Annotated in this window: 7 protein-coding genes and 1 CRISPR repeat array; of the genes, 4 read left to right on the top strand and 3 right to left on the bottom strand. The window is 73.9% G+C overall.

Annotation, left to right across the window (positions count from 1 at the left end; all coding sequences use genetic code 11):
* Positions 1-177: 177 nt before the first annotated feature.
* Entirely contained in the window at positions 178-642 is a 465-nt protein-coding gene (locus tag ABZT14_RS22080; protein ID WP_356305399.1) for a PaaI family thioesterase, read from the top strand.
* Between the two features lie 21 nt (positions 643-663).
* Here ABZT14_RS22080 and cpt read toward each other — a convergent pair whose 3' ends face one another.
* Together cpt and ABZT14_RS22070 are read right to left on the bottom strand one after the other, a co-directional pair.
* Positions 664-1,197, bottom strand: coding sequence for a chloramphenicol phosphotransferase CPT (gene cpt, locus ABZT14_RS22075; RefSeq protein ID WP_356305397.1), 534 nt, complete (start codon positions 1,195-1,197; stop codon positions 664-666).
* 833 nt (positions 1,198-2,030) lie between these two features.
* Entirely contained in the window at positions 2,031-4,493 is a 2,463-nt protein-coding gene (locus ABZT14_RS22070) for an AAA family ATPase (RefSeq protein WP_356305395.1), read from the bottom strand.
* A gap of 1,211 nt (positions 4,494-5,704) precedes the next feature.
* On the opposite strand from ABZT14_RS22070, the gene ABZT14_RS22065 reads away from it, so the two are divergent.
* The 3 genes from ABZT14_RS22065 (at position 5,705) to ABZT14_RS22055 (ending at position 19,990) form a co-directional block, all read left to right on the top strand.
* On the top strand, positions 5,705-9,616 hold the full coding sequence (locus tag ABZT14_RS22065; protein WP_356305393.1) for an amino acid adenylation domain-containing protein: 3,912 nt from the start codon (positions 5,705-5,707) through the stop codon (positions 9,614-9,616).
* On the top strand, positions 9,616-18,699 hold the full coding sequence (locus tag ABZT14_RS22060) for an amino acid adenylation domain-containing protein (RefSeq protein WP_356305391.1): 9,084 nt from the start codon (positions 9,616-9,618) through the stop codon (positions 18,697-18,699). Before ABZT14_RS22065 ends, ABZT14_RS22060 begins: the two co-directional genes overlap by 1 nt.
* Positions 18,700-19,081: 382 nt before the next feature.
* Positions 19,082-19,990, top strand: coding sequence for a TauD/TfdA family dioxygenase (locus ABZT14_RS22055; protein WP_356305389.1), 909 nt, complete (start codon positions 19,082-19,084; stop codon positions 19,988-19,990).
* Positions 19,991-20,225: 235 nt separating this feature from the next.
* A CRISPR array of direct repeats spans positions 20,226-20,681; the repeat unit is 29 nt; unit sequence GGGACCATCCCCGCGTGCGCGGGGAGCAG.
* A 458-nt stretch (positions 20,682-21,139) separates the two neighbouring features.
* On the opposite strand, the gene ABZT14_RS22050 is transcribed toward ABZT14_RS22055, so the two are convergent.
* Complete coding sequence (locus tag ABZT14_RS22050) at positions 21,140-22,597, bottom strand: hypothetical protein (RefSeq protein WP_356305479.1); 1,458 nt, start codon at positions 22,595-22,597, stop codon at positions 21,140-21,142.
* Between the last annotated feature and the right edge of the window lie 194 nt (positions 22,598-22,791).

Here is a 22,791-nt window from a genome sequence, read left to right as displayed (position 1 = left end):
GGTGGTCCACGAGGGTGTGGAGCGGGGTCCGCAGTGCCCCAACAGACCCTGCTGGTCGCGGGGTTGGCGTGTTCCGGCCGTGGTTCCGGGCGCTGTCGTACCGCGCTGGCACACTACGGGGCGAAACCCCGCACGCCGGATGACGGCGGAGCCAGCCACCCGAAAGGCAGCGCACCCATGCCCTCGTCCTCCCCGTCGTCCGCCTCCTCACCGTCGCCCGAGGGGGACACCGCCCGACTCCTGGCCGCCATGCCCTTCGCGACCTGGCTGGGCGTGGAGTTGGTGACCGCCACCCCCGAGTGGACCGAGGGTCGCCTGCCCTGGTCCGAGCGGGCCTGTACGGCAGGCGGGATGCTGCACGGAGGGGCGCTGATGGCGCTGGCCGACTCGGTCGGGGCCGTGTGCGCCTACCTCAACCTGCCCCGGGGGGCCGGCACTTCGACGGTGGAGTCCAAGACCAACTTCCTGTGCGCGGTACGGGACGGCAGCGCCCACGCCACGGCCCGCCCCCTGCACGTCGGCGGCACCCTGCTGGTGGTGCAGACCGACCTGCGGGACGACCGGGACCGGCTGGTCGCCCAGACCACCCAGACCCAGCTGGTGCTGAAGCCGTCCAAGTCCTCCGAGCCCGCCGGCGGTTGACCACCGCCGAGGTCGTGGCGGTCAGCGCACCCGGGACGCGATGGCGCGGGCGCAGTCCAGCGACTCGGCCCGGGTGGTGTCGACCTCGACGTCGTAGGCCACGCCCCGGTGCACCGACTCGGCCTGGGAGGCCGCCATCCCGGGGGTACGGTCGCCCCGGGCGAGCTCCCTGGCGGCGGCGGTCTCCGGCGCGCAGCGCACCCCGACCCACAGCACGTCCAGGTCTCCCAGGCGTGCGCGCAGCCGCTCCTGGGAGACGGTTCCCTCCAGGAACACGTCGTCGATGACGACCCGGGCGCCGGCCCGTGCCATGGCGGCGATACCGGCCGTCCAGGCCGCCTCCAACCGCTGGAAGTCCGGTCCGGGCGCCACCTGTCCCCGAGAGCCGAGGGTGAGGCCCGTGTCCGAGCTGAGCAGGGCGGGGGGAAGCCGTTGGACGAGGTCGTCCACTCCCAGGTTGATCCAGGGCTGGGGAAGGATCGCCTGGAGGCAGCGGCTGATGCCGGACTTCCCGGAGCTGGATCCGCCGTTGAGCACGATGACTTGGGTGGACACGCGGGGCGCCTTCCGGGGTTCGGCGGTGGTCCGGTTCCGCGCGGTCCACGCGAACCGGGAGTCCTGTGCGAGGGGGCGGAACCCCGGGCGTGATTCTGTCACGGCGCGGCTCCGGGCCCGCCTGGCGCGTGGGGCACCGCTCCCCGGGCCGTGGGGGTCGCCTCGTAGCGGCCCTGGTTCAGGCCGCGCGTTGTCACGGCCACCGACCCGCTGCCGACCAGCCGGGAGACCGCGCGGATGACGTCCCGTCAACTCGTGGCACAGGGCGGCCCTTTCCACTGCCCGAGTGGGATGACCGGGGTCGGGGGTCTGCGGGCCGCTGACGGGCTCGGGCCGTACCCCTCGGCCGGTACGGTGCCGTGCCGCACCCGGGCGGCGGTGCGCTGAGGCGCTCGGTGCCGTGCCCGTGCGGCGGGGCCCACCGGAGTCGGCCCCGGTGCCGGGTCGACGCGGAAACCAGGGGCATGACGTCCCGTCAACTCGCGGCAGGGCCAGCCCCGGTGTGGTCCCGGACCCGCAGTCCGCGCTCCTTCGGGGGCGGGTGGCCTCGGCTCGGCCGTAGGGCGAGGTGTCGACGGAGGCCGCACGCGGTCGAGCCCCGTGGCGGGGTACGGGGTTCCCTCGGGACATCCCCGTAGCCCTTCCCGGGGCCCACTGGTGCCTCCAGGTGCCAAGGGCGTCCCGGGATGTTGAGGGACACGACCCCCGCCCCGCAGTCGCCGTAGCGGCCACGGGCACCACCGGTGCGGGGTGTCCGGCTCCTCCACCTCGCGCCGTCTCCTCGGACACGGCACCAGAACGGGCTCACCGAGCGTCGCGGAACCCCACGGCGCCTACGCGGCGTCCACCTTCTCCCGGTCGGGGGTGGTCACCGTGCAGTCCAGGGCGCCGTCGTGGACGTCGCACAGGACCGTGTCGCCCGGACCGATCTGACCCTCCAGCAGCATGTTGGACAGGCGGTTGTCCAACTCGCCCTGGATGGTGCGGCGCAGGGGGCGGGCACCGTACTCGGGCTGGTAGCCCTGCCCGGCGAGCCACTCCTCTGCGGTCTCGGTCACCTCCAGGTCCACCCGCTGGGCGTGCAGCCTGCGGCGGCTGTGATCCAGCAACAGGTCCACGATCCGTACCAGGTCCGCGCGTTCGAGGGCGTGGAAGACCACGATCTCGTCCACGCGGTTGAGGAACTCGGGGCGGAAGTGCGCGCGCAGCCGCGCCATCAGCTCCTCGCGGATCTCGTCCACCTCCCCGTGGTGGTCCAGGATGGTCTGGGAGGCGATGTTGCTGGTCATGATGACCACGGTGTTGCGGAAGTCGACGGTGCGGCCCTGGGCGTCGGTGAGTCGTCCGTCGTCGAGGACCTGGAGCAGCAGGTTGAACACGTCCGGGTGGGCCTTCTCCACCTCGTCGAACAGCACCACGCTGTACGGCTTGCGGCGTACCGCCTCGGTGAGCTGCCCGGCCTCCTCGTAGCCGACGTAACCGGGGGGTGAGCCGACCAGCCGGGAGACCGTGTGCCGTTCCTGGAACTCGCTCATGTCCAGTCGGATGAGCCGGTCCTCCTCGCCGAAGAGGATCTCGGCGAGGGCCTTGGCCAGTTCGGTCTTGCCCACCCCGGTGGGGCCCAGGAACAGGAAGCTGCCGGTGGGCCGGTCCGGGTCGCCCATGCCGGACCTGCCGCGCCGTACGGCCTGGGCCACGGCGGTCACCGCCTCGTCCTGGCCGATCACCCGCTGGTGCAGGGTCTCCTCCAGCCGTACCAGCCGCTCCCGTTCGGTGGAGGTGAGCTGGGAGACGGGGATGCCGGTCCGACGGGAGAGGACGTCGGCGACGTCCTCCTCGGTCACCTCGGCCGCCGGCTCCCGTTCCCGCTCCTCGCCGGTGGAGTCCAACTGGCGTTCGGCGCGGGCGATGTGGTTCCTGAGTTCGGCGGCGCGTTCGTAGTCCTCGGTGTTCACCGCCTCGTCCTTCTCGCGGTTCAGCCGGGTGAGTTCCTCGCGCAGCGCGTCCGCGCGGGTCGCGCTGCCGTCCGGTTCCCGCAGCGCGACCCGGGCGCCGGCCTGGTCCATCAGGTCCACGGCCTTGTCCGGGAGGAAGCGGTCGGTGACGTAGCGGTCGGAGAGCCGGGCCGCCGCGTCCAGGGCGGCGTCGGTGAACCGCACTCCGTGGTGGGCCTCGTAGGAGTCGCGCAGCCCCTGGAGGATCTCGACGGTCTCGGCCACGGTCGGCTCGGGCACCATCACCGGCTGGAAACGGCGTTCCAGGGCGGCGTCCTTCTCGACGTTCTTGCGGTACTCGTCGAGGGTGGTGGCGCCCACCATGCTCAGGTCACCCCGGGCGAGGGCCGGTTTGAGGATGTTGCCGGCGTCCATGGCGCCCTCGCCGCCGGCGCCCGCGCCCACCACGGTGTGGAGTTCGTCCACGAACAGGATGACGTTCTTGCCGGCCGAGGTGACCTCGTCCACGACCTTCTTCAGCCGTTCCTCGAACTCGCCCCGGTACTTGGATCCGGCCACCAGACCCGACAGGTCCAGGGCCACCACCCGGCGCCCCCGCAGCGAGCGCGGCACCTCCTCGGCGACCACCCGCTGGGCCAGGCCCTCCACGATGGCGGTCTTGCCCACCCCGGGTTCGCCGAGCAGTACGGGGTTGTTCTTGGAGCGCCGGGACAGCACCTCCACGGTCTGCTCGATCTCCTCGGCCCGGCCCACCACGGGGTCGAGCCGGCCGGAGCGGGCCTCCTCGGTGAGGTCACGCCCGTACTCGTCCAGGGTGGGGGTGTCGCTGGGGCCGCTCCGGTGGTCGCGTACCGGGCTCCGCTCCACCCCGTCGGGGCCGAACACCTCCGCGCTGCCGGAGGCGGGGTCCTCCAGCAGCGCGGCCAGGATGTGCTGGGGGCCGATGTAGGAGTCGCCGGCGTCCTGGGAGCGGGCGTGGGCGCGTAGCAACGCGCGCTTCGCGGCGGGTGTCAGCGCGGGTTCGGGTCCCTCGTCCCCGTGCGGCAGGAGCCGCTCGACCTCGGCCGTCGCCTGGTCGGGGTCGATCCCGGCGTGCTCCAGCAGGGAGCGTCCGGGCGCGCTGCGGGTGGCCGCCCACAGCAGGTGGACGCTGTCCAGGTCGGCGCCGTCCCGGGCGGCGCGTTCCCCGGCGGCCTGGAGGAGTTCCTGGGCGGCGTCGCTGAGCAGCCGTCCGATGGGCACCCGTTGCACCGCTGGCGGGGAGGCGGCGGGGCTGGTGCCGAAGAAGCGGTTGAACAGGTCCGAGAACGGGTCGGCCGACCCGAAGGGTGATGTGGTCACAGCTGTCACCGATCCCCGGTGACGCCGCCGGCGGCTGGCGTACCGGTGTCCGTCGTCGGATACGTCGGGTGGGTCGGCCCGTGTACGGGTCGGTGGGGTGGTGGGTCGCCGTCGCCCGTGGGCCCTCTTCCACCTTGGGAGCGGGCCCACCCGCCCGCAACTTCGCCGGGGTCCCGGTGACCTCCCCCCGCCGCTCCGGCGTACGTGGCCCTCGGATGGGAGCCCTTCGAGGGGGGGCCGGCCGCCGGGTGCGGTGCCCGGCCGGCCGTGGGGAGGTCGGACGGGTTGACCGTTGCCGTGCGACCACTGTTGCCGGGCGGACGGTTCGGGTGGCGGCGTTCCGCTTGCCCGGTCGCGGGCGTCCCCGGGTGGGTGGCGTGTGGGGTGGCCGCCCTCCTCGGCCCGCGCCGGTCGATGTGGCGACCGTAAGTGACCGATGGACGGCGCATGGTGGTGTTCGGAGAAAAGTCTGGGCCAGTACCGGCCAGTTGGGGCCGATCCTGATGCCCGTTTGGCGCCCGGCTTTCTACGCCCCGGTAGGCATGAGCGGGCGTCCCCGGGGCGGCGGGGTGCCCCTCGGCGCGACGGTTCCCTCCCGTGGGGGAGGGGTGCCCTCCTCCCTCCGACGGTGCCGAACTCCCCCTGTCGGGAGTGGGTGTGAGGGATCGTGACGCGTTGTGCCGAGCCGTGGTGGGGGGAGGGGCGCGCCCGGACGGGAGGAAGGGGGCGGGGCGCCGTTTCCCGGGGTGCGCCCGGTGAGGGTCAACGGCCGGTAAAACGCCGGGAGTCGGGGGCGGGCCACCCCTCGGGTTCGGGCGGAAAACGGGCCGTCAGAGGCGTAAACCGGGCCATTGACAGCCCTTCCGCCGCTCCACAATCATCGAGCCCGCCTCCGTGGACCGGCAGGCGACCGGAGGCGGATGACGTCCGCGTGGGTGCGGTGCCGAGAGTGAGAAAGCTGGTGCGCGGCATGGAGCGAGGTCGCACAGGTCCCCGTCCGACCGTTGATGCCAACGTTGTCGTTCTGGCCCGCCCCCTCCCACCTCGGGGTTCGCAGGCCGCGCCCTGAGGGGCGCCCCCACGGGTGCGCGTCCCGCGACAGCCGCCCGCCACGGACCTCACGCGGAACCCCACGAAGCTCCCCGGAGCGGCGACCCCAGGACCGCCACCGCTGACTCTCGTCCCGGCCCCAGCGAGAGGAATGACCAGCCTTGTCACCCGACCCGACCGTGGACACCGACGGCCCGACGTCCGCCCCCGCGTCCTTCGCCCAACAGCGCCTGTGGTTCCTGTCCCAACTACCGGGCGCCAGCGCCGCGTACAACGAGCTGATGGCCTTCACCCTGCGCGGCCCGGTCGACCCCGACCTCCTGGGGCGGGCGCTGGACGCGCTGGTGGACCGGCACGCGGCCCTGCGTACCCGGCTGGTGGAGGTGGACGGCGAGGTCCGTCAGCTGATCGATCCCCCCGGCGGGGGCTTCGCCCTGTCGGTCCACGACCTGGTGGGGCTGCGTGACGCCGAGGCCCGGCTCGGGGTGCTGCGCCGGGCGGACGCCCGCGTACCGTTCGACCTCGGCCGGGGCCCGCTGGTACGCGGCAACCTGGTCACCCTCCGACCCGGCCACCACGTCCTGCTGCTGACCGTCCACCACGCGGTCTTCGACGGCCGGTCGATGGAGGTGCTGCTACGGGAGCTGGGCACCTGGTACACGGCGCTCGCGGCGGGGGAGACGCCTCGGCTGCCGCCGTTGCCCCTGGAGTACGCCGACCACGCCCGAGCCCAGCGGGACCAGGTCCGGGACGGGCAACTGGACGCCGAGGCCGACCACTGGCGGCGGAACCTGCGCGAGGTCCCCTGGCTGTCGGACGTACCCACCGACCGCACCCGGCCCGCCGAGCAGGACCACGAGGGCGGGCGGCTGGAGTTCACCCTCGACCCGGAGCTGACCTCGCGACTGCGCTCCCTGGCCCGGAGCCGGGGCGGCACTCTGTACGTGGCCCTGCTGACCGGGTGGACGGTGCTGCTGTCCCGGTTGAGCGGGCGCACCGACCTGGTGGTCGGCGCCCCCACCGCCAACCGGCGCGGAGGGCTGTCGAACCTGCTGGGCTTCTTCGTCAACTCCCTCCCCCTGCGGGTGGACCTGTCCGGCTCCCCCAGTGCGGTCCAGGCACTGGACCGGGTACGGGAGGCGCTGCGGACGGCACTGGACCACCGGGAACTGCCCTTCGAGCGGATCGTCGAACTGGTCAACCCGCCCCGCAGCGCCGCCCACACCCCGCTGTTCCAGACCATGTGCGCCTGGGCACCGGACCGACGGGGACTGCTGCGGCTGCCGGACGTGGAGGTCGAGCCCCTCCCCATCCCGTACGCCGCCGCCAAGTTCGACCTGGCGCTGTCCCTGAGCGAGTCCGAGGGACGGGTCCGGGGCCAACTCGACTACGCCACCGCCCTGTTCGACCGGCAGACCGCCGAGCGGTACGTGCACCACCTGCGGCTGCTGCTGACCGAACTGGTGGAGCGACCGGACGCCGGGGTCGACGCGCTGGAGCTGATGACCCCACGGGAACGCCGGCTGCTGCTCGCCGACTGGGACGCCACCGACGAGCCGCCCCCGCCCGCCCACCCCGGGGGACTGTGGTCGCGGTTCGCGGCCCGGGCGGACCAGCACGGGGACCGTACCGCCCTGGTCTGCGCGGACGGACGCTGGGACTACGCGACCCTGCGCCAGCGCGCGGACCGGCTGGCCGCCGGGCTCACCGCCCGGGGAGTGCGTCCCGGACAGCTGGTGGGCCTGCACACCGGCCGTACGGCGGAACTGGTCGTCGGGATACTCGGCGTGCTGAGATCCGGCGCCGCCTACCTGCCCCTGGACCCGACCCAGCCCCCACTGCGGCTGGCCGCCCTGGTGGAGGACGCGGCGCCCGCGCTGGTGCTCAGCGACCAGGCCCCACACCCGCCGGAATGGGCCGGGTTGACCTCGGTGGCCGGGTTGACCTCGGTGGAGGCCGAGGGGGAGGGCGGACGGTCGCCGGAACCGGTGGAGGACCGCCGTGCCACCGCCTACGTACTCCACACCTCCGGGTCGACCGGCCGCCCCAAGGGGGTGGCGGTGACCCAGGGCAGCGTGCTCAACCTGTTCGACGGCTGGCTGGACCACATGGGCGCCACCCCCGGCGAGGCCACCGCCGCCTGGTCCGGCGTCGGCTTCGACGCCTCGGTCCACGAACTGCTGCTGCCCCTGACCACCGGAGCCGAACTCCACCTGGTACCCGAGGAGTTGCGCGGCGACCCCGAAGCGCTGACCACCTGGCTGCGGGAACACCGGGTGGTGCAGTGCTTCCTGCCACCGGCCTACGTGCGGTGGATCGACGAGGACCCCGACACCCGGCTGCGGGGGCTGCGCCTGCGCCAGTTGCTCACCGGAGTGGAGTCCCTCCCCGAGGCCGCGCTGCACCGGATGCGCCAGCGGCTGCCCGGACTGCGGATCTGCTTCGGCTACGGCCCCACCGAGGCCACCCTCTACACCACCGCCCGCCACGAGTTCGCCCCGCTGGAGCGGCCCTGCCCCGTCGGCCGCCCCCTGCCGGGCACCCGCGCCTACCTGCTGGACGCCCGACTGCGCCCGGTACCCCCCGGGGTGACCGGGGAGCTGTACGTGGGCGGGGCCGGCCTGGCCGCCGGCTACCTCGGCCGCCCCGACCTGACCGCCGAACGGTTCGTGGCCGACCCCTTCGTACCGGGCCGACGGATGTACCGCACCGGCGACCTGGCACGCCGCTCACCCCAGGGGGAGGCCGTCTACCTGGGCCGGGCCGACGACCAGGTCAAGCTCAGGGGCTTCCGCGTCGAACCCGGCGAGGTGGAGGCCGCCCTCCTCACCCTGCCCGAGGTCCGCGAGGCGGTGGTGCTCACCGAACGGGACCCGAGCGGCCAACCCCGGCTGGTCGCCGCCGTCGGACGGGGCCAGGCGCCCGAGCGCACCACCCGCCAGTGGCGCGCCGCCCTCGCCGACCGGCTGCCGCAGCACATGATCCCCGCCCGCTTCGTGGACCTGCCCGCCCTTCCCCTGGGCCGCAACGGCAAGGTGGACCGGACGGCCCTGCTGGAGCGGGCCGCCGCACCGGCCAGCGACCAGGTCAACGTCGCCAGCCCCCGGGACCACGTCGAGCTGGTCCTCTACCGCCTGTGGCGCGAGGTACTGCTGCACCAGGAGATCGGGGTCCGCGACGACTTCTTCGACGTCGGCGGCACCAGCCTGTCCGCGATCAAGGTCACCCACGCCATCCGGGAGGAGCTGGGGGTGACCGTGCCGGTACGGCAGATGCTGCTCCACCCCACCATCGAGGACCTGGCCGCCCTGGTCAGACGCGGCGACTCGGCCCCACCCGGGGGCAACGTCATCGAGTTCCGGCCGAACGGCGGCGCCGGCGACCTGGTGTGCGTCCACCCCGCCGGAGGCACCGCCTTCTGCTACCTGTCCCTTGCCAAGGCCCTGCCACCCGAGGTCGGCGTCCACGGGGTCCAGTCACCCGGCCTCCACCCCGGCGAGCGGGTGCTGCCCTCCGTCGAGGCGATGGCCGCCAGCTACCTGCGGCAACTGGAGCCCCTGGCCGGCCCCTTGGTCCTCAGCGGACTGTCGTACGGGGGACTGGTGGCCCACGAGATGGGGCGGCTGCTGGCCGAGGGCGGCCGTGCGGACGTGACCGTGGTGCTGCTGGACACCCAGGCCACCGACGACCCCGCCGAGCGCGCCGCCCTCGGCCCGGTGGGGATGGCCGAGTTCCGGGACAAGCTGGTGCGGTTCAACGGCATGTACCCGGGCATCGACGACGAGCAGATCGCCCAGTACTTCCACGTCTACAACCACAACCGGGCGACCGCCCGGGCCCACCTCCCGGCCCCCTCCCCGGCCCGGCTGGTGCTGTTACAGGCCACCGGAGGGGTCGCCCCCGAACAGCTCGCCCGGGTACGGGACTTCTGGCGGCACCGGGCCCGGGGCGCCTTCCACGTCGAGACCCTGGACTGCGACCACTGGGAGATGCTGGAGACCGCCGAGTCCCGTCGGGTCGCCAAGGTGATCCAGGGGGAACTGGCCGCGCTCGCCCTGCCGGAGGAGACCTGATGGGCGGCCCCCCGGAACGGACCGGGCCGGCGTCCCCGCTGGTCGCCGCCGTACTCGCCCAGGCCTCCCGCACCCCCGGCGCCCCCGCCGTGGTGGACGGCCAGGGCACCGGCACGCCCCTGCGGTACGCCGACCTGGACCGCCTCAGCCGGGTGGTCGCCCGGGGGCTGGACGCCCACGGGGTGCGCCCCGGGCAGGCCGTGGCGGTGTGCCTGCCCCGCTCCTGGGAACTGGTCGTGGTGATGCTGGGCATCCGCCGGGCCGGCGCCACCGTGGTACCGCTGGACGGGGCCAGCCCCGCCGAGCGCCGACGGCAGATGCTGGAGGACTCCGGCGCCCGGCTGCTGGTACGGCCCGAACCGCCCCCGCCCGGCGCCACCGGGGAACCGGCCACCGTCTTGGTCCGGCACCTCCTGGACACCCCCGACGGCCCCCACCCCCCGGTGCCCGAGGACCGGGACGCGCCCGTGTCGTTCCTGTACTACACCTCGGGAACCACCGGTCGCCCCAAGGGAGTCGAGGTCCTGGACGCCGGCGTCCTGCGGCTCGCCCTGCCCGGGGGAGTGGGCGCCGGCCCGGGAGCCCGCTACGCCTGCCTGTCCAACCCCGCCTTCGACGCCCTCAGCTTCGAGGTGTGGGTGCCCCTGCTGACCGGGGGCAGCTGTGTGGTGATCGACGACGAACAGGCCCGGCAGCCCCGGGAGTTGGCCCGCGTCCTGCGCGAGGCCCGGGTGGACGCGCTGTTCGTCACCACCGCCCTGTTCAACGCCGTGGTGGACGCCGTACCCGACTGCTTCGCCACCGTCGGGCGGGTCCTGGTGGGCGGCGAACAGCTCGACGCCGAACGCGTCAGCCGCTGGTACCGCGACAACCCGGACAGCGGCACCGAACTGGCCAACGTCTACGGACCCACCGAGTGCACCACCTTCGCCCTGTGGCACCCGGTACCCCGCGCCTTCCACGGCGAGGTGGTGCCCGTCGGCAGGCCCCTGCCGGCCACCCACGCGGTACTGGTGGCCGAGGGCCGGCGCCCCGCCGAGGACGGCGAACTGGGCGAGATCCACCTCGCCGGCGAGGGGCTCGCCGCCGGCTACCACCACCTGCCCGAGGAGACCGCGCACCGCTTCGCCCGTCTGCCCTGGTACGACGGCGGACGGCAGCGCTGGTACCGCACCGGCGACCTGGCCCGCCGCGACGGGACCGGACTGATCCGGTACGTCGGACGGGCCGACCGGCAGGTGAAGGTACGCGGCTTCCGCGTCGAACCCGCCGAGGTGGAACGGGGGTTGACCGCCCACCCCGCGATCCGCCAGGCCCGCGTCTGCGCCCTCCGCGACCCCGACGGCGCCCACCGGCTGCTGGCCTACCTGGTCCTGGACTCCGAGCTGGCCCTCGACGCGTACCACCGCCACCTCACGGCCACCCTCCCGCCCGCCATGCGCCCCCACCGCACCCACCGGGTCCCCGAACTCCCCCTCACCGCCCAGGGCAAGGTGGACGAACGGGCCCTGCTGGACGCCGACACACCCCCCTGGCGCCACCCCCCGAAGACTGACGGCCCCCTCACCGACCTCCAACGCGAAGTGCTGGAACTCGCCGGCCAGTTGCTCGGCGACCCGGACCTGAGCCTGGACGACCGCTGGGCCGCCAGCGGCGGCGACTCCCTGACCGCCCTGCGCCTGCGCCACGAGGCCCGTCGCCGCTGGGGCACCGACCTGCCGCAGTCCGTGGTGTTCGACACCGACCTCGCCGGCCTCGCCCGGGCCCTGGCCCACGGCCCCGACCCCACCCGGACACCGCCACCCCCCGTACCCAGCGGCCGGAACGAGGGGCCGGCCACCTCGGAACAGCACCGTCTGTGGCTGCTGCACCAACGTGACCCCGACAGCCGCGCCTACGACGTACCGCTGGCCTTCCTGCTGGACGGCCCCCCGGACACCGAGGCCCTGCGGGCGGCACTGCGCCGGCTGGTCGCCCGGCACCCCGCGCTCCGCACCTCCTTCCACGCCACCCCCCAGGGGCTGCGCCAACGGATCGACGCCCCCTACGACCCCTGGCAGCCGACCCGCTCCCACCGGCACCAGAGCTGGCGGGAGGCCCTCGCCCCGTTCCCCGGCCCGCCCTTCGACCTGTCCCGCCCCCGGATGCTGCGCGCCGGTCTGCTGCACACCGCCGACGGCCCCGTCCTGGCCCTGCACCTGCACCACATCGCCGTCGACGGCTGGTCCCTCAACCTGCTGTTCCGGGAACTCTCCGCCGACCTGGCCGGCTCACCCGCACCCGAGACACCCGCCCCCACCCCCGTGGACGCCGCGCTCTGGCAGGACGAACACCGCCACACCCCGGACTACCGCGCCCACCTCCAGGCCCTGGGCGAGCACTACGCCGACCACCCACCGACACCCTCCCGCCGCACCCCGGCCGGCGCCGGAGACGGCCGCGCCAGGCTGCTCCCCACCCACCTGGACCGGCGCCGCACCGCCCGCCTGGACCGGCTCGCCGCCGAACGGGGGCTCACCCGCTTCCCGTTGCTGCTGGCCGCCTACGCCTGGGCCCTGTACGGGGTGACCGGTGACAGCCGCCCCACGGTCGCCACCCCGGTGGCCGGCCGCCCGGCCGGGGAGTTCGCCCCGACCGTGGGCATGTTCGCCAACACCCTGCTGCTGCCCCTGCGGCTCGCCCCCGACGAGGAGCTACGGCACCAACTGCCCCGCCACGCCCGGGAGACCGCCCGGGTGCTGGCCCACCAGGACGTGGCCCTGGCCGACCTGCTCGACGCCGGCCACCTGGACCTCGGCTCCGGCGCCCCCTTCGACTACCTGTTCGTGCTGGAGAACACCGACTTCGAGGCGCTCACCCTCCCCGGGCGCACCGCGCGTCCCCTGTGGCCGGAGCCGGCCGAGGCCAAGTGCGCGCTGACCCTGTCGGTGCTGGAACAGGGGGACGGGCTGCACTGCCTGTGGGAGTACCGCGAGGGCGGGTTCGACGCGGAACGGGTCACCGCCGTGGCCGAACTGTTCCGACGCGCGGTGGACCTGCTGACCGACGAAACCCCGGACACCCCGGCCACCCTGACCGAACTGGTCGCCCCCTACCGCCGGGCACTGCCCGACCACGGCCGGGGTCCCACGGGCAACCCCTCCTTCACCACCCTGTCCGAGGGCTTCGCCCGACAGGTCCGCCGCACCCCCGGGGCGCCGGCCGTGACCGGGGGCGGGCGCGCCGTCAGCTACGCCCAACTGGACGCCCGCGTACGCGGGTTGGCCGCCCGGCTCGCCGCACTGCCGCTGCCCCCGGACCCCGAGGCGCCGGCCCGGGTGGCGCTGTACCTGCCGCCGTCGGTGGAACAGGTGGTGGCCCTGCTGGCGGCGGCCCGCCAGAACCTCACCGTGGTGCCCCTGGACCCCGGTCACCCGGCCGCGCTGACCCGACGGATACTCGACCGGGCCGACCCGCTCTGTGTGCTGGTCCCCCCAGGCCCGGACCCGGAGCTGCCCGGGTGGCCCGAACTCCCCCTGATACCCGTGGAGTCGGACACCCCGACGGCGCACCACACCCCGCCAGGGGAGCCCCTGACCCGTACCCGGCCCCTGTACACCCTGTTCACCTCCGGCTCCACGGGGGAGCCCAAGGGCGTCGACGTCCCCGAGTCCACCCTGGTCAACCTGCTGCACTGGCAACACGAACACGGCGGGCTCCAGGGCGCCCGGGTCACCCAGCAGTACTCCGCCCTCTCCTTCGACGTGTCCTTCCAGGAGATCCTCACCACCCTCTGCGCGGGCGGCGCACTCCACCTCCTCGACCCCGGGTGGCGCCACGACCTGCCCGCACTGCTGGAGCACCTGGAGGACGCCGGAGTCGAACGGATCTTCCTGCCCTACGTCGCCCTGAGCCTGCTGGCCGAGCACGGGGTACGGCTCCAACGCTTCCCGTCCCGACTGCGGGAGGTAGTCACCGCCGGAGAACAACTGGTGTGCACCGACGCCCTGCGCCGCTGGTTCGCCGGACTCCCCGACGCCCGACTGTTCAACCACTACGGCCCCACCGAGACCCACGTGGTCAGCGGACTGTGCCTCAGCGGCGACCCCGGCCGCTGGCCCGACCGGCCCGCCGTCGGCCGCCCGGTGAGCGGCGCCGTCCTCCGGGTGGTCGACGACGAGGACCGGCCCCTGCCCCCCGGCGCCGTCGGCCACCTGCTCATCGGCGGCCCCATGGCCGCCCCCTGCTACCTCCACGCCCCCGACCTCAACCGCGCACGCTTCACCGAACTCCCCGGCGAAGGCGTCTTCCACCGCAGCGGCGACCTCGCCCACCTCGACGACCACGGACTGTTCCACCACGACGGGCGCCGGGACGACCAGGTCAAACTGAGCGGCCACCGGCTGGAGTTGGGCCAGGTGGAAGCCGCCCTCCTCCAGCACCCGGACGTCCACGGCGCGGCGGTGGACCTCCGGGACGGCGCGCTGACCGCCGTACTGCGCTGCCGCACCCAGGACGACCCCCACCCCGAGGAACTCAACAGCCACCTGTCCCGACTGCTGCCCGCCCACGTCCGGGTGGCCCACTACCGCAGGGTGGACGCCCTGCCCCACACCCCCAGCGGCAAGCTGGACCGCCGAGCCGCCCTCACCCTCCCGGGCCGGGCACTCGCCGCCCCCGCGCCGGCGCCCCCGGGGGACGCCCCGCCCGTCGAGCGCCGACTGTGCGCCCTGTTCACCGAGGCCACCGGCCGCCCCCTCAGCCCCGAGCAACGGTTCTTCGACGCCGGCGCCACCAGCTGGGACCTGATGCGCTTCCACCTGCGCTGCCAGACCGAGCCCGACCTGACCTTCACCGTCGCCGACCTGTTCGAGCACGTCACCGTACGCGGGCTGAGCCGCTTCCTGGAACGCCCCCAGCCCCGGACGGCCACCCCCGCCGACCGGCACCCCGGCGGCACCACCGAACCGGTCGCCGTGGTGGGCATGGCCGTACGACTCCCCGGCGCCGAGGACCTGGCCGCCTTCTGGCACCTGGTCACCACCGCCGGCAGCGGCATCGAACACTTCCCGGCCGCCGACGGACTGGTCGGCGCCCGCAGCCAACTCGACCGCCCCCTCGCCTTCGACCCCCAACGCTTCGGCATCAGCCCCCACACCGCCCGGCTGATGGACCCCCAGCAACGCCACCTGCTGATGTGCTGCGTACAGGCCCTCGCCCACGCCGGCATCGGCGACCCGACCACCCAACGGGTCGGACTGGTCGCCGGATGCGGGGAGAACACCCACTTCCAGGCACTGCTACGGGAAGCCGACCCCACACAACTCCCGGACCGCTTCCAACTCGCCCCCCACCACGACAAGGACTTCCTCGCCACCAAGGTCGCCTACCACCTGGGCCTGACCGGACCGGCACTCACCGCCCAGACCGCCTGCTCCAGCTCCCTGGTCGGCACCCACCTGGCCGCCGGCCTGCTCCGGCAGGGCGACGCCGAGGTGATGCTCGCCGGCGGCGTGCTGATCGACCCCGACCTCACCGACGGCTACCACTACCGCCCCCAGCACATCCTCTCCCCGGACGGCCACTGCCGACCGTTCAGCGACGACGCCGCCGGCACCGTCGGCGCCAGCGGGGTCGGCGTGGTGGTCCTCAAACCCCTGTCCCGGGCCCGACAGGACGGCGACACCGTGTACGCGGTCCTCACCGGCTCCGCCGTCAACAACGACGGCGCCCAGAAACTCGGTTACAGCGCCCCCTCCCTCGCCGGACAACGCGAGGTCGTCCGCGAGGCACTGCGCCGCTCCGGCCACCGGGCCGAGGACATCGGCTACGTCGAGGCCCACGGCACCGGCACCCGACTCGGCGACCCGGTGGAGGTGGGCGCCCTGCGGCAGGCCTACCAGCTCACCGAACCCGGCGGCTGCGCCCTGTCCTCCGTCAAGAGCCAGCTGGGACACCTGGGCGCGGCGGCCGGAGTGGTCGGACTGGTACGCGCCACCCTCGCCGTACACCACGAACTGATCCCGCCCACCCCCGACTTCCACCGCCCCAACCCCGAGTGCGCCGACGACCTCACCCCCTTCCGCGTCCCCACCCGCCCCGAACCCTGGCCCACCGACCAACCCCGGGTGGCGGCCGTCAGCAGCTTCGGCATCGGCGGCACCAACGCCCACCTGCTGCTGACCCGCGACACCGAACCCGACCCACCCCCCACCCCACCGGACCCGCCCTGCCTGGTGCTGTCCGCCCACAGCCTGAGCACCCTGCGCGCCGACGCCCGACGGATCGCCGACTACCTCGACACCCACCCCGGCAGCTACCCCCGGGTGCTGCGCCACCTGCGGTCCGGCCGTACCCCCTCGACCCACCGCGCGGCGGCCGTACACCACCACGCCAGCACCGCCGTCGACTGGCTGCGCGCCCTCGCCGCCGACCCCTCCGGGGCCACCCACCTCACCGACGCGGACCCCTCCCCGCCCCGGGTGGACGCCACCCGGGCCACACCGCACGCGGTGGTCGAGGCCTGGCTCGCCGGGGCGCCGGTGGACTGGCCCGACGGCTCGGCGCAGGCCCCCTGGGACTTCCCGCCCCCCTCCTTCGACCTCACCGACCACGACCCGCCCCGGGCCCGCACCACCCCGCCACCACACAGCGCCCCGGCCCGGCAACCCAGGGAACGGTGGCTGCACCAGACCCGCTGGACCCGGCTGAGGCGGGCCACGGCCGGCGCCGCCCCCGAGGGCCGGGTACTGGTGGTGCTCACCGACGACCCCTCGGCCCCGACCCGGTGGAAGGCGCTGGAACAACACCCCCACACCCGGGTCGTCCACCTCACCGCCGCCACGGAGTACGCCCGGCTGGGCCCCGACCACCACCGGCTGGACCCCACCGACCCCCGCGCCCTGTCCCGGTTCCTGGCCGAACTCGGCCCCGCCCCGGCCGGAGTGGACTGGCTGCACGCCCTGCCCCTGGGCGTCACCGGACCGGTGGACGAACAGCGGATGGACCAGGCCCGCTGGGCCTGCCTGGACACCCCCGCCGCCCTGTGCCGGGCGCTGGCCGAACACCCCGGGCCCCGCCCCCGACTGTGGTGGCTCTCCCACCGGGCCCAGCCCGTCGACTCCGGGGTGGACCGCCCCGAACTGGGCCTGCTGGCCGGCGCGGCGCACACCCCCCGACAGGAACTCGACCTGGAAACCAGATGGGTGGACCTGCCCGGGGACGAACCCGCCGACTGGGCCGACCTGTTGCCCGCGCTGCTCGCCCGCGACCCCGGCGAACCCCGGCTGGCACTCCGCCAGGGCCACTGGTGGCGCCCGACCCCCACCACGGTCCCCGCACCCGAGGAGGACCCGGACCCCCTCCCGGAAACGGACGGCGGCACCCACCTGGTGCTCGGAGGCACCGGCGGGGTGGGCTCGGCCGTCGCCGGCTGGCTGCTGGACCACACCTCCGGCCGGGCGGTACTGGTCGCCCGACACCCCCAACTCCCACAGGACCTGCGGCGGTTCGCCGACCGGATCACCCTGGTCGCCGCCGACCTGGCCGACGAGCCGCTGGACCAGCTCACCGCCCGCCTCGCCCCGCACCTGGAGCGGCTGCGCACCGTCACCCACGCGGTGGGCACCGCCGCCGGGGGACTGCTGGTACGGCGGGACCCCCTAACCTCCGACACCGTCACCCGGGCCAAACTGCGGGCCGCCCTGCTGGTCGAACGGCTGGTGGCCGCCCACCGGCCGGACCGCGCCGTCTACTGCTCCTCGCTGTCCGCCCAGTTCGGCGGGGTCGGCCAGTTCGACTACGCGGCCGGCAACGGCGCCCTGGACGGCTTCGCCCAGTACGAACCGGCCACCGGGACCCCGCCGGGCGGCACCGTACGGACGGGCATCGGCTGGGACGTGTGGCGCGAGGCCGGCATGGCCCGCGACGCCCTCGCCGGGGACCCCCGGCACCAGGCCCACCTGGAGGTCGGACTCACCACCGCCGAGGCCCGGGGCGTACTGAACGCCGCGCTCACCCTCGGACTGCCGCACCTGTGCGTGTCCACCACCGCCCCGGAGGAGGCCCCCTACTTCTACGAACCCCCCGCCCCCTCCCCGACACCGACACCCGACCTTCCACCGCCCCCGGGCCGGCCGGCCGAGGAACTGTCGGCCGCGACCCGACGGCTGCTCGGGGTGGAGCGACTGGACCCGGACAGCTCCCTGTACGACCTGGGCGCCGACTCCCTCACCCTGCTGGACGTGCTGACCGAGGTACGCCGGCTGTACGGAACCGACCTCGAACTGTCCCAACTGGGCCACCGCGTCAGCCTGAACGAGATCCTCGGCCACCTGGAGCGGCCCACCCCGGGCAGCCACCACGACCCGGTGACCGTCGAGGTCTGGCAACAGGGCGAGGGACGGCGGGTGCTGTGCCTGATCCACCCCGTGGGCGGCGACATCCAGGCGTACCGGCCCCTGGTCTCCGCCCTCGACCCCCGGCTGACGGTCTGCCTCATCCCCGACCCCGCGCTGCGCCATGACGGCGTCCCCGACTGGTCCCTGACCGAACGCGCCGCCGCCTACCACTCCGCACTGCGCGGCCGGTTCTCCGACCTCCCCCTACGGCTCCTGGGCTGGTCGTTCGGCGCCTGGGTGGCGGTGTCCATGGCCGCCGAGGCCGAGGCGACCGGCCACCCGGTCAACCACCTGTACCTGCTCGACCCACCCCCACCCGGGGCCGGACCCACCCTCGGCGGCTACGACGAGGACACCATCGACACCGTCTTCCGCCACGAACTACGCGAACACTCCACCCGCACCCGGCAGTTGGGCCCCTCCGGCCAGAGCTACGCCGACCGGCTGGCCGCCCGCTGCCGCGCCAACCTCGCCGCCATGGCCGGCCACCACCCGCCCCGGCTCACCGCCACCCCGGGCACCGTGTGGCTGGCCGCCCATCCGGTCACCGACCTGCCCGCGTACGGCGACCCCGAGCGCACCGCCCGACAGTGGGCCGACCTTCTGGCCCCGCCCCCGGCCGTCCACCAGGTACCGGCCCACCACTTCGGACTGCTGACCCCACCCCATGTGCGGCACCTCGCCCGGGCGGTGAACGATGACTGACCCGCCCCGCGAGCGGTGCCTCCCCGAACCGACCGGCACCCCCGGCTCCCCGGACGACGGCACCCGGCCGCCCCGGTCACCCCGACCACGCGCCACCCGAGCGCCGACGGCCCCCGGACGTGGGCCCCGTACACACCGACGGCGCCCACACCCCCGCCCGAGAGGGCCCCGCGCCGGGGTCAGCCCACGGCGCGCCACCGCGCCGGCCCGCCGCCAGGTCGGCGGGGCCCGACCTCCCGGGCCACCGGCGGCCGTCCCGGACCGCGCCCTGGCGCGGTGGACCCCGCCGTCCATCCCGGCCGGCCGCTCCTCAACGCACTGATCGAGACCGGGGTCCGTGAGCCGCCCCGGGACCCCCACACCGACAGGAGGACCACCGACCATGGAACCCTTCGCCCTGGACGCGCTGGAGCGGGTCACCACCCGTCCCACCAAGGACTACGAGACCCTCACCCTCACCCCCCTCACCCCCGTACTCGGGGCCGAGGTGACCGGCCTGGACCTGTCCCGCGAGCTGACCTGCGAACAACGCCGGGAGGTACGACGGGCGTTCCTGGAGCACCACGTACTGGTCTTCCGCGACCAGCACCTCACCCCCACCGCCCACAAGAGGTTCGCCGCCGAGTTCGGCCCCCTCCACCGGGTGGTGCTCCCCGCCGAGGGCGCCGACCCGCACATCCTGGAGATCAGCGCCGACGCCAGCTCCCGCGCGGTGGCCGGCAACGGCTGGCACGCCGACGGTACCGCCGAGTCCGAACCCTCCCTGGGGTCGATGCTCTACCTCATCCGCACCCCCGAGGTCGGCAGCGGCGGCGACACCCTCTTCGCCAACATGCACCTGGCCTACGACATGCTGTCCCCCCGGATGAAGGAGTTCCTGGAGGGCCTGACCGCCGTACACGACGGCGCCCAACCCTGGCTCTCCCAGGGCATGGCGCCGCCCGAGGGGTACGAGGCCCCCCGTACCGAGCACCCGGTGGTGGTCCTTCACCCCGAGACCGGCCGCAGGCTGCTGTTCGTCAACGCCCCCTACACCGCGCACATCACCCAGCTGTCGGCGGCCGAGAGCAGGTCGGTGCTGGACATGCTGTACCAGCACATCGCCGGCACCCCCCTGCTGCACTGCCGCGTCCGCTGGGAACCACACACCCTGGTGTTCTGGGACAACCGCTGCGTACAGCACCACGCGGTGTGGGACTACTACCCCCACTCCCGCTACGGCCAGCGCGTCGCCATCGACGGAACCCGCCCTCAACCCTGCGCCCCCCTCCCCGACACCGAGCTGGTCTAGGGCGTCTCGCCGCCTCCGCGACCGGCGGGCCGCCCGGTCTCCTGAGGTGGCGAGCCCCACAGTCCGCGTGGCCAACTACCCGGAGCGGGCCCGTCGTTGGCCGTCACACCGAGGCGGGGGAGCCACCCACAGCCGGCAGCGGAGGAAGCGGCGGCGGGTGGAACGGGGTGGGACCCGTCTCGCCCCCAAGGCCGCAAGGAGCGGCCACCCGGCCGTGTTCGGTACGGCCGGGTGGCGGGATCACCCCGCGTGCGCGGGGAGCAGGACCCTGAGAGCATCGCGGCGTTGCAGGAGTGGGAGCCATCCCCGCGTGCGCGGGGAGCAGGAGCGGACCCGGGGTATGTGCGTCGGGCCGACGGGACCATCCCCGCGTGCGCGGGGAGCAGCCCGGGGCGTTCGACATCCAGCAGGACGGGCTGGGACCATCCCCGCGTGCGCGGGGAGCAGGGGGTCTGGACGTTGGGCACCACCAGGTGGCGGGGACCATCCCCGCGTGCGCGGGGAGCAGCTGCTTGGGCGGGCGTCCGGTCCATGGGGTGCGGGACCATCCCCGCGTGCGCGGGGAGCAGGGCCGCATCCAAGCCCGTTTCAGGCCAGGCCCGGGACCATCCCCGCGTGCGCGGGGAGCAGACCAACCCCAGGATGCGGTCGTCCGTCCGCTGGGGACCATCCCCGCGTGCGCGGGGAGCAGTCTTCCTGACCTGCGAGCTTATGTCGGCGAGTTGGCCGGCCAAGCAACTTTCCAAGAAACGGGCATTCTTCTCCCTCGTGTCGGGCGCGCCCTTCTGTTTCGAGGTTAAGGGGCGGGCTCAAACGGCGGCTTCCTCCTTGTCCGCGCCCAAGCGCCACCGGAACCTGGTGCCCACCCATCGGGGGGATGGGCAGGGGGCTGAGGCGGCCGGGCGCCCAGCGTTGTCAATGCCTCAGGTCGACACACCTCGGAACGAGCGGTGCCCCGCATTCAGCCCGCGTGGCCAACTCCCCTGAGCGAGGGTGCCGTTGGCCGTCGTGCCGAGGTGGGGGGGAGCCCCCCCATGGCCGTACGGAACGTGTGACGCCCCCGGCCTGGCTGGCGGCGTCAATGCTCCAGGAAGCCGGGGGCGGGGGGAGAGGTGGTGGGGGCACCAGGGTGTCGGTGCCCCCACCTGTTCACCGGTAGTCGGGCTGGGTCTGGGCGTTGAGTTCCTTCATACGGACCTTCTTGGCGCTGTCCGTCCGGGGGTCGTCGATCCTGAGTACGTCGAACCCCTTCTGGTCATTGCTGTACACGTATCCGTTGTAGTAGTAGGCGCTCCAGGCGCCGCCGAAGATCGCGGCCTCGTCCGAGAGCGGGCCCCGCTCGAAGTGGCCGATCTCCTTGGGCTTCTCCGGGTTGGTGAAGTCCACGAAGGACACCCCGCCCTGGTACCAGGCCTGGACCATGATGTCGCGGCCCTTGGCCGGGATCAGCGAGCCGTTGTGGGCCACGCAGTTCTCGGTGTCGGCCTGGTGGCGTGGGATCTTGTAGTAGCCGCGGAAGGTGAGTTGGCGCTTGTCACCCTTGCCGGTCAGGTCGTAGACACCGTCCGCGCCACGCTTCGGGCCGGTCTCCTTGTTGCAGGTGGGGGCCTCGCCGCCGCCCAACTCGTCGGTGAAGACGACCTTGTCGCCGTTCTCGCTGAAGGTCGCCGAGTGCCAGAACGCGAAGTTCTTGTCGTCCCGTACCCGCTCGATCACCCGGGGCTTGGCCGGCTTGCTGATGTCCAGCAGGATGCCGTCGCCCATGCAGGCGCCGGCGGCCAGGCGCAGCTTGGGGAACGCGGTGATGTCGTGGCAGCCGGTCGTCTTGGAGATGCCGCCCTCGCTGTCGTCGCCGGGGTTGCCGCCGTCGGGGAAGAGCACCGGGAAGTCCACCAGTGCGGCCTTCTGCGGGGCCCGGTGCGGGACCTTGACGATGGAGATGCCGTCGTGCGGTGGCTGGCAGTCCGGGTAGGTGGCGTCCGGGCCGTAGGAGGAGACGTACAGGTAGTCCGCGCCACGGCCGGGGACCAGGGTGTGGGTGTGCGAACCGCAGGCGGTCTCGACCGCCGCCACGTACTTGGGGTGCCGCTTGTCGCTGATGTCGAAGACCTTCATGCCCTCCCAGGAGTCCTTCTCCGTGGCGGGCTGGGTCGTGCTCTCGCAGGAGTCGTCGCTGCGGGAGGAGTCAGTGGACAGGTAGAGGCGGTCACCGGCCACCGAGATGTCGTTCTGGGAACCGGGGCACAGCACCTGGCTGACGACGCGGGGTTTCTCGGGGTTCTTGATGTCGTAGACGGTGAAGCCGTCGTAGTTGCCGGCGAAGGCGTACCGGCCCTGGAAGGCCAGGTCGGTGTTGTTGCCCTGGAGGGCGCCCTTGGGGAGGTTGGCCACATGGGAAACGTTGTCGCTGGTGACGACCTCGTCCACGCCCGGGATGTCGCCCTTCTCGATGGCTTTCCGGGTGCGTTCTCGGTCCTGCTGTGAGGCTTCCTTCGGGGTACGGGGCTGGTCGCCGGGGTCGGGGGTGGCCCAGGCCGGGCCGGCCGCGAAGAGGGAGGCGACCAGTCCGAGGGCGGCGAGTGCCGCGCCGAGTCTGCCTCGCCGCACCGTGGGGGTGTGCAACAACGTGTCCTCCTTGGTACTCCGACGGCTCTTGGGAATGCCGAACGGACAGCCCTCGCAGTATCTCGCTACTCATGTACATATCAATGGTGGCAACGAGAACGTCACAGGAGACGCCCTCCTCTTCCCGCGCACTTACGTGGCACGATCTAACGGTTCGCCATCGCGACCCCCCGGAG

Origin of the sequence: Streptomyces sp. NPDC005438 (assembly GCF_040606315.1) — a bacterium.
Taxonomy (GTDB): domain Bacteria; phylum Actinomycetota; class Actinomycetes; order Streptomycetales; family Streptomycetaceae; genus Streptomyces.
Note: the sequence above shows the minus strand (reverse complement) of the source record. Positions and strands in the feature narration are given on the sequence as shown.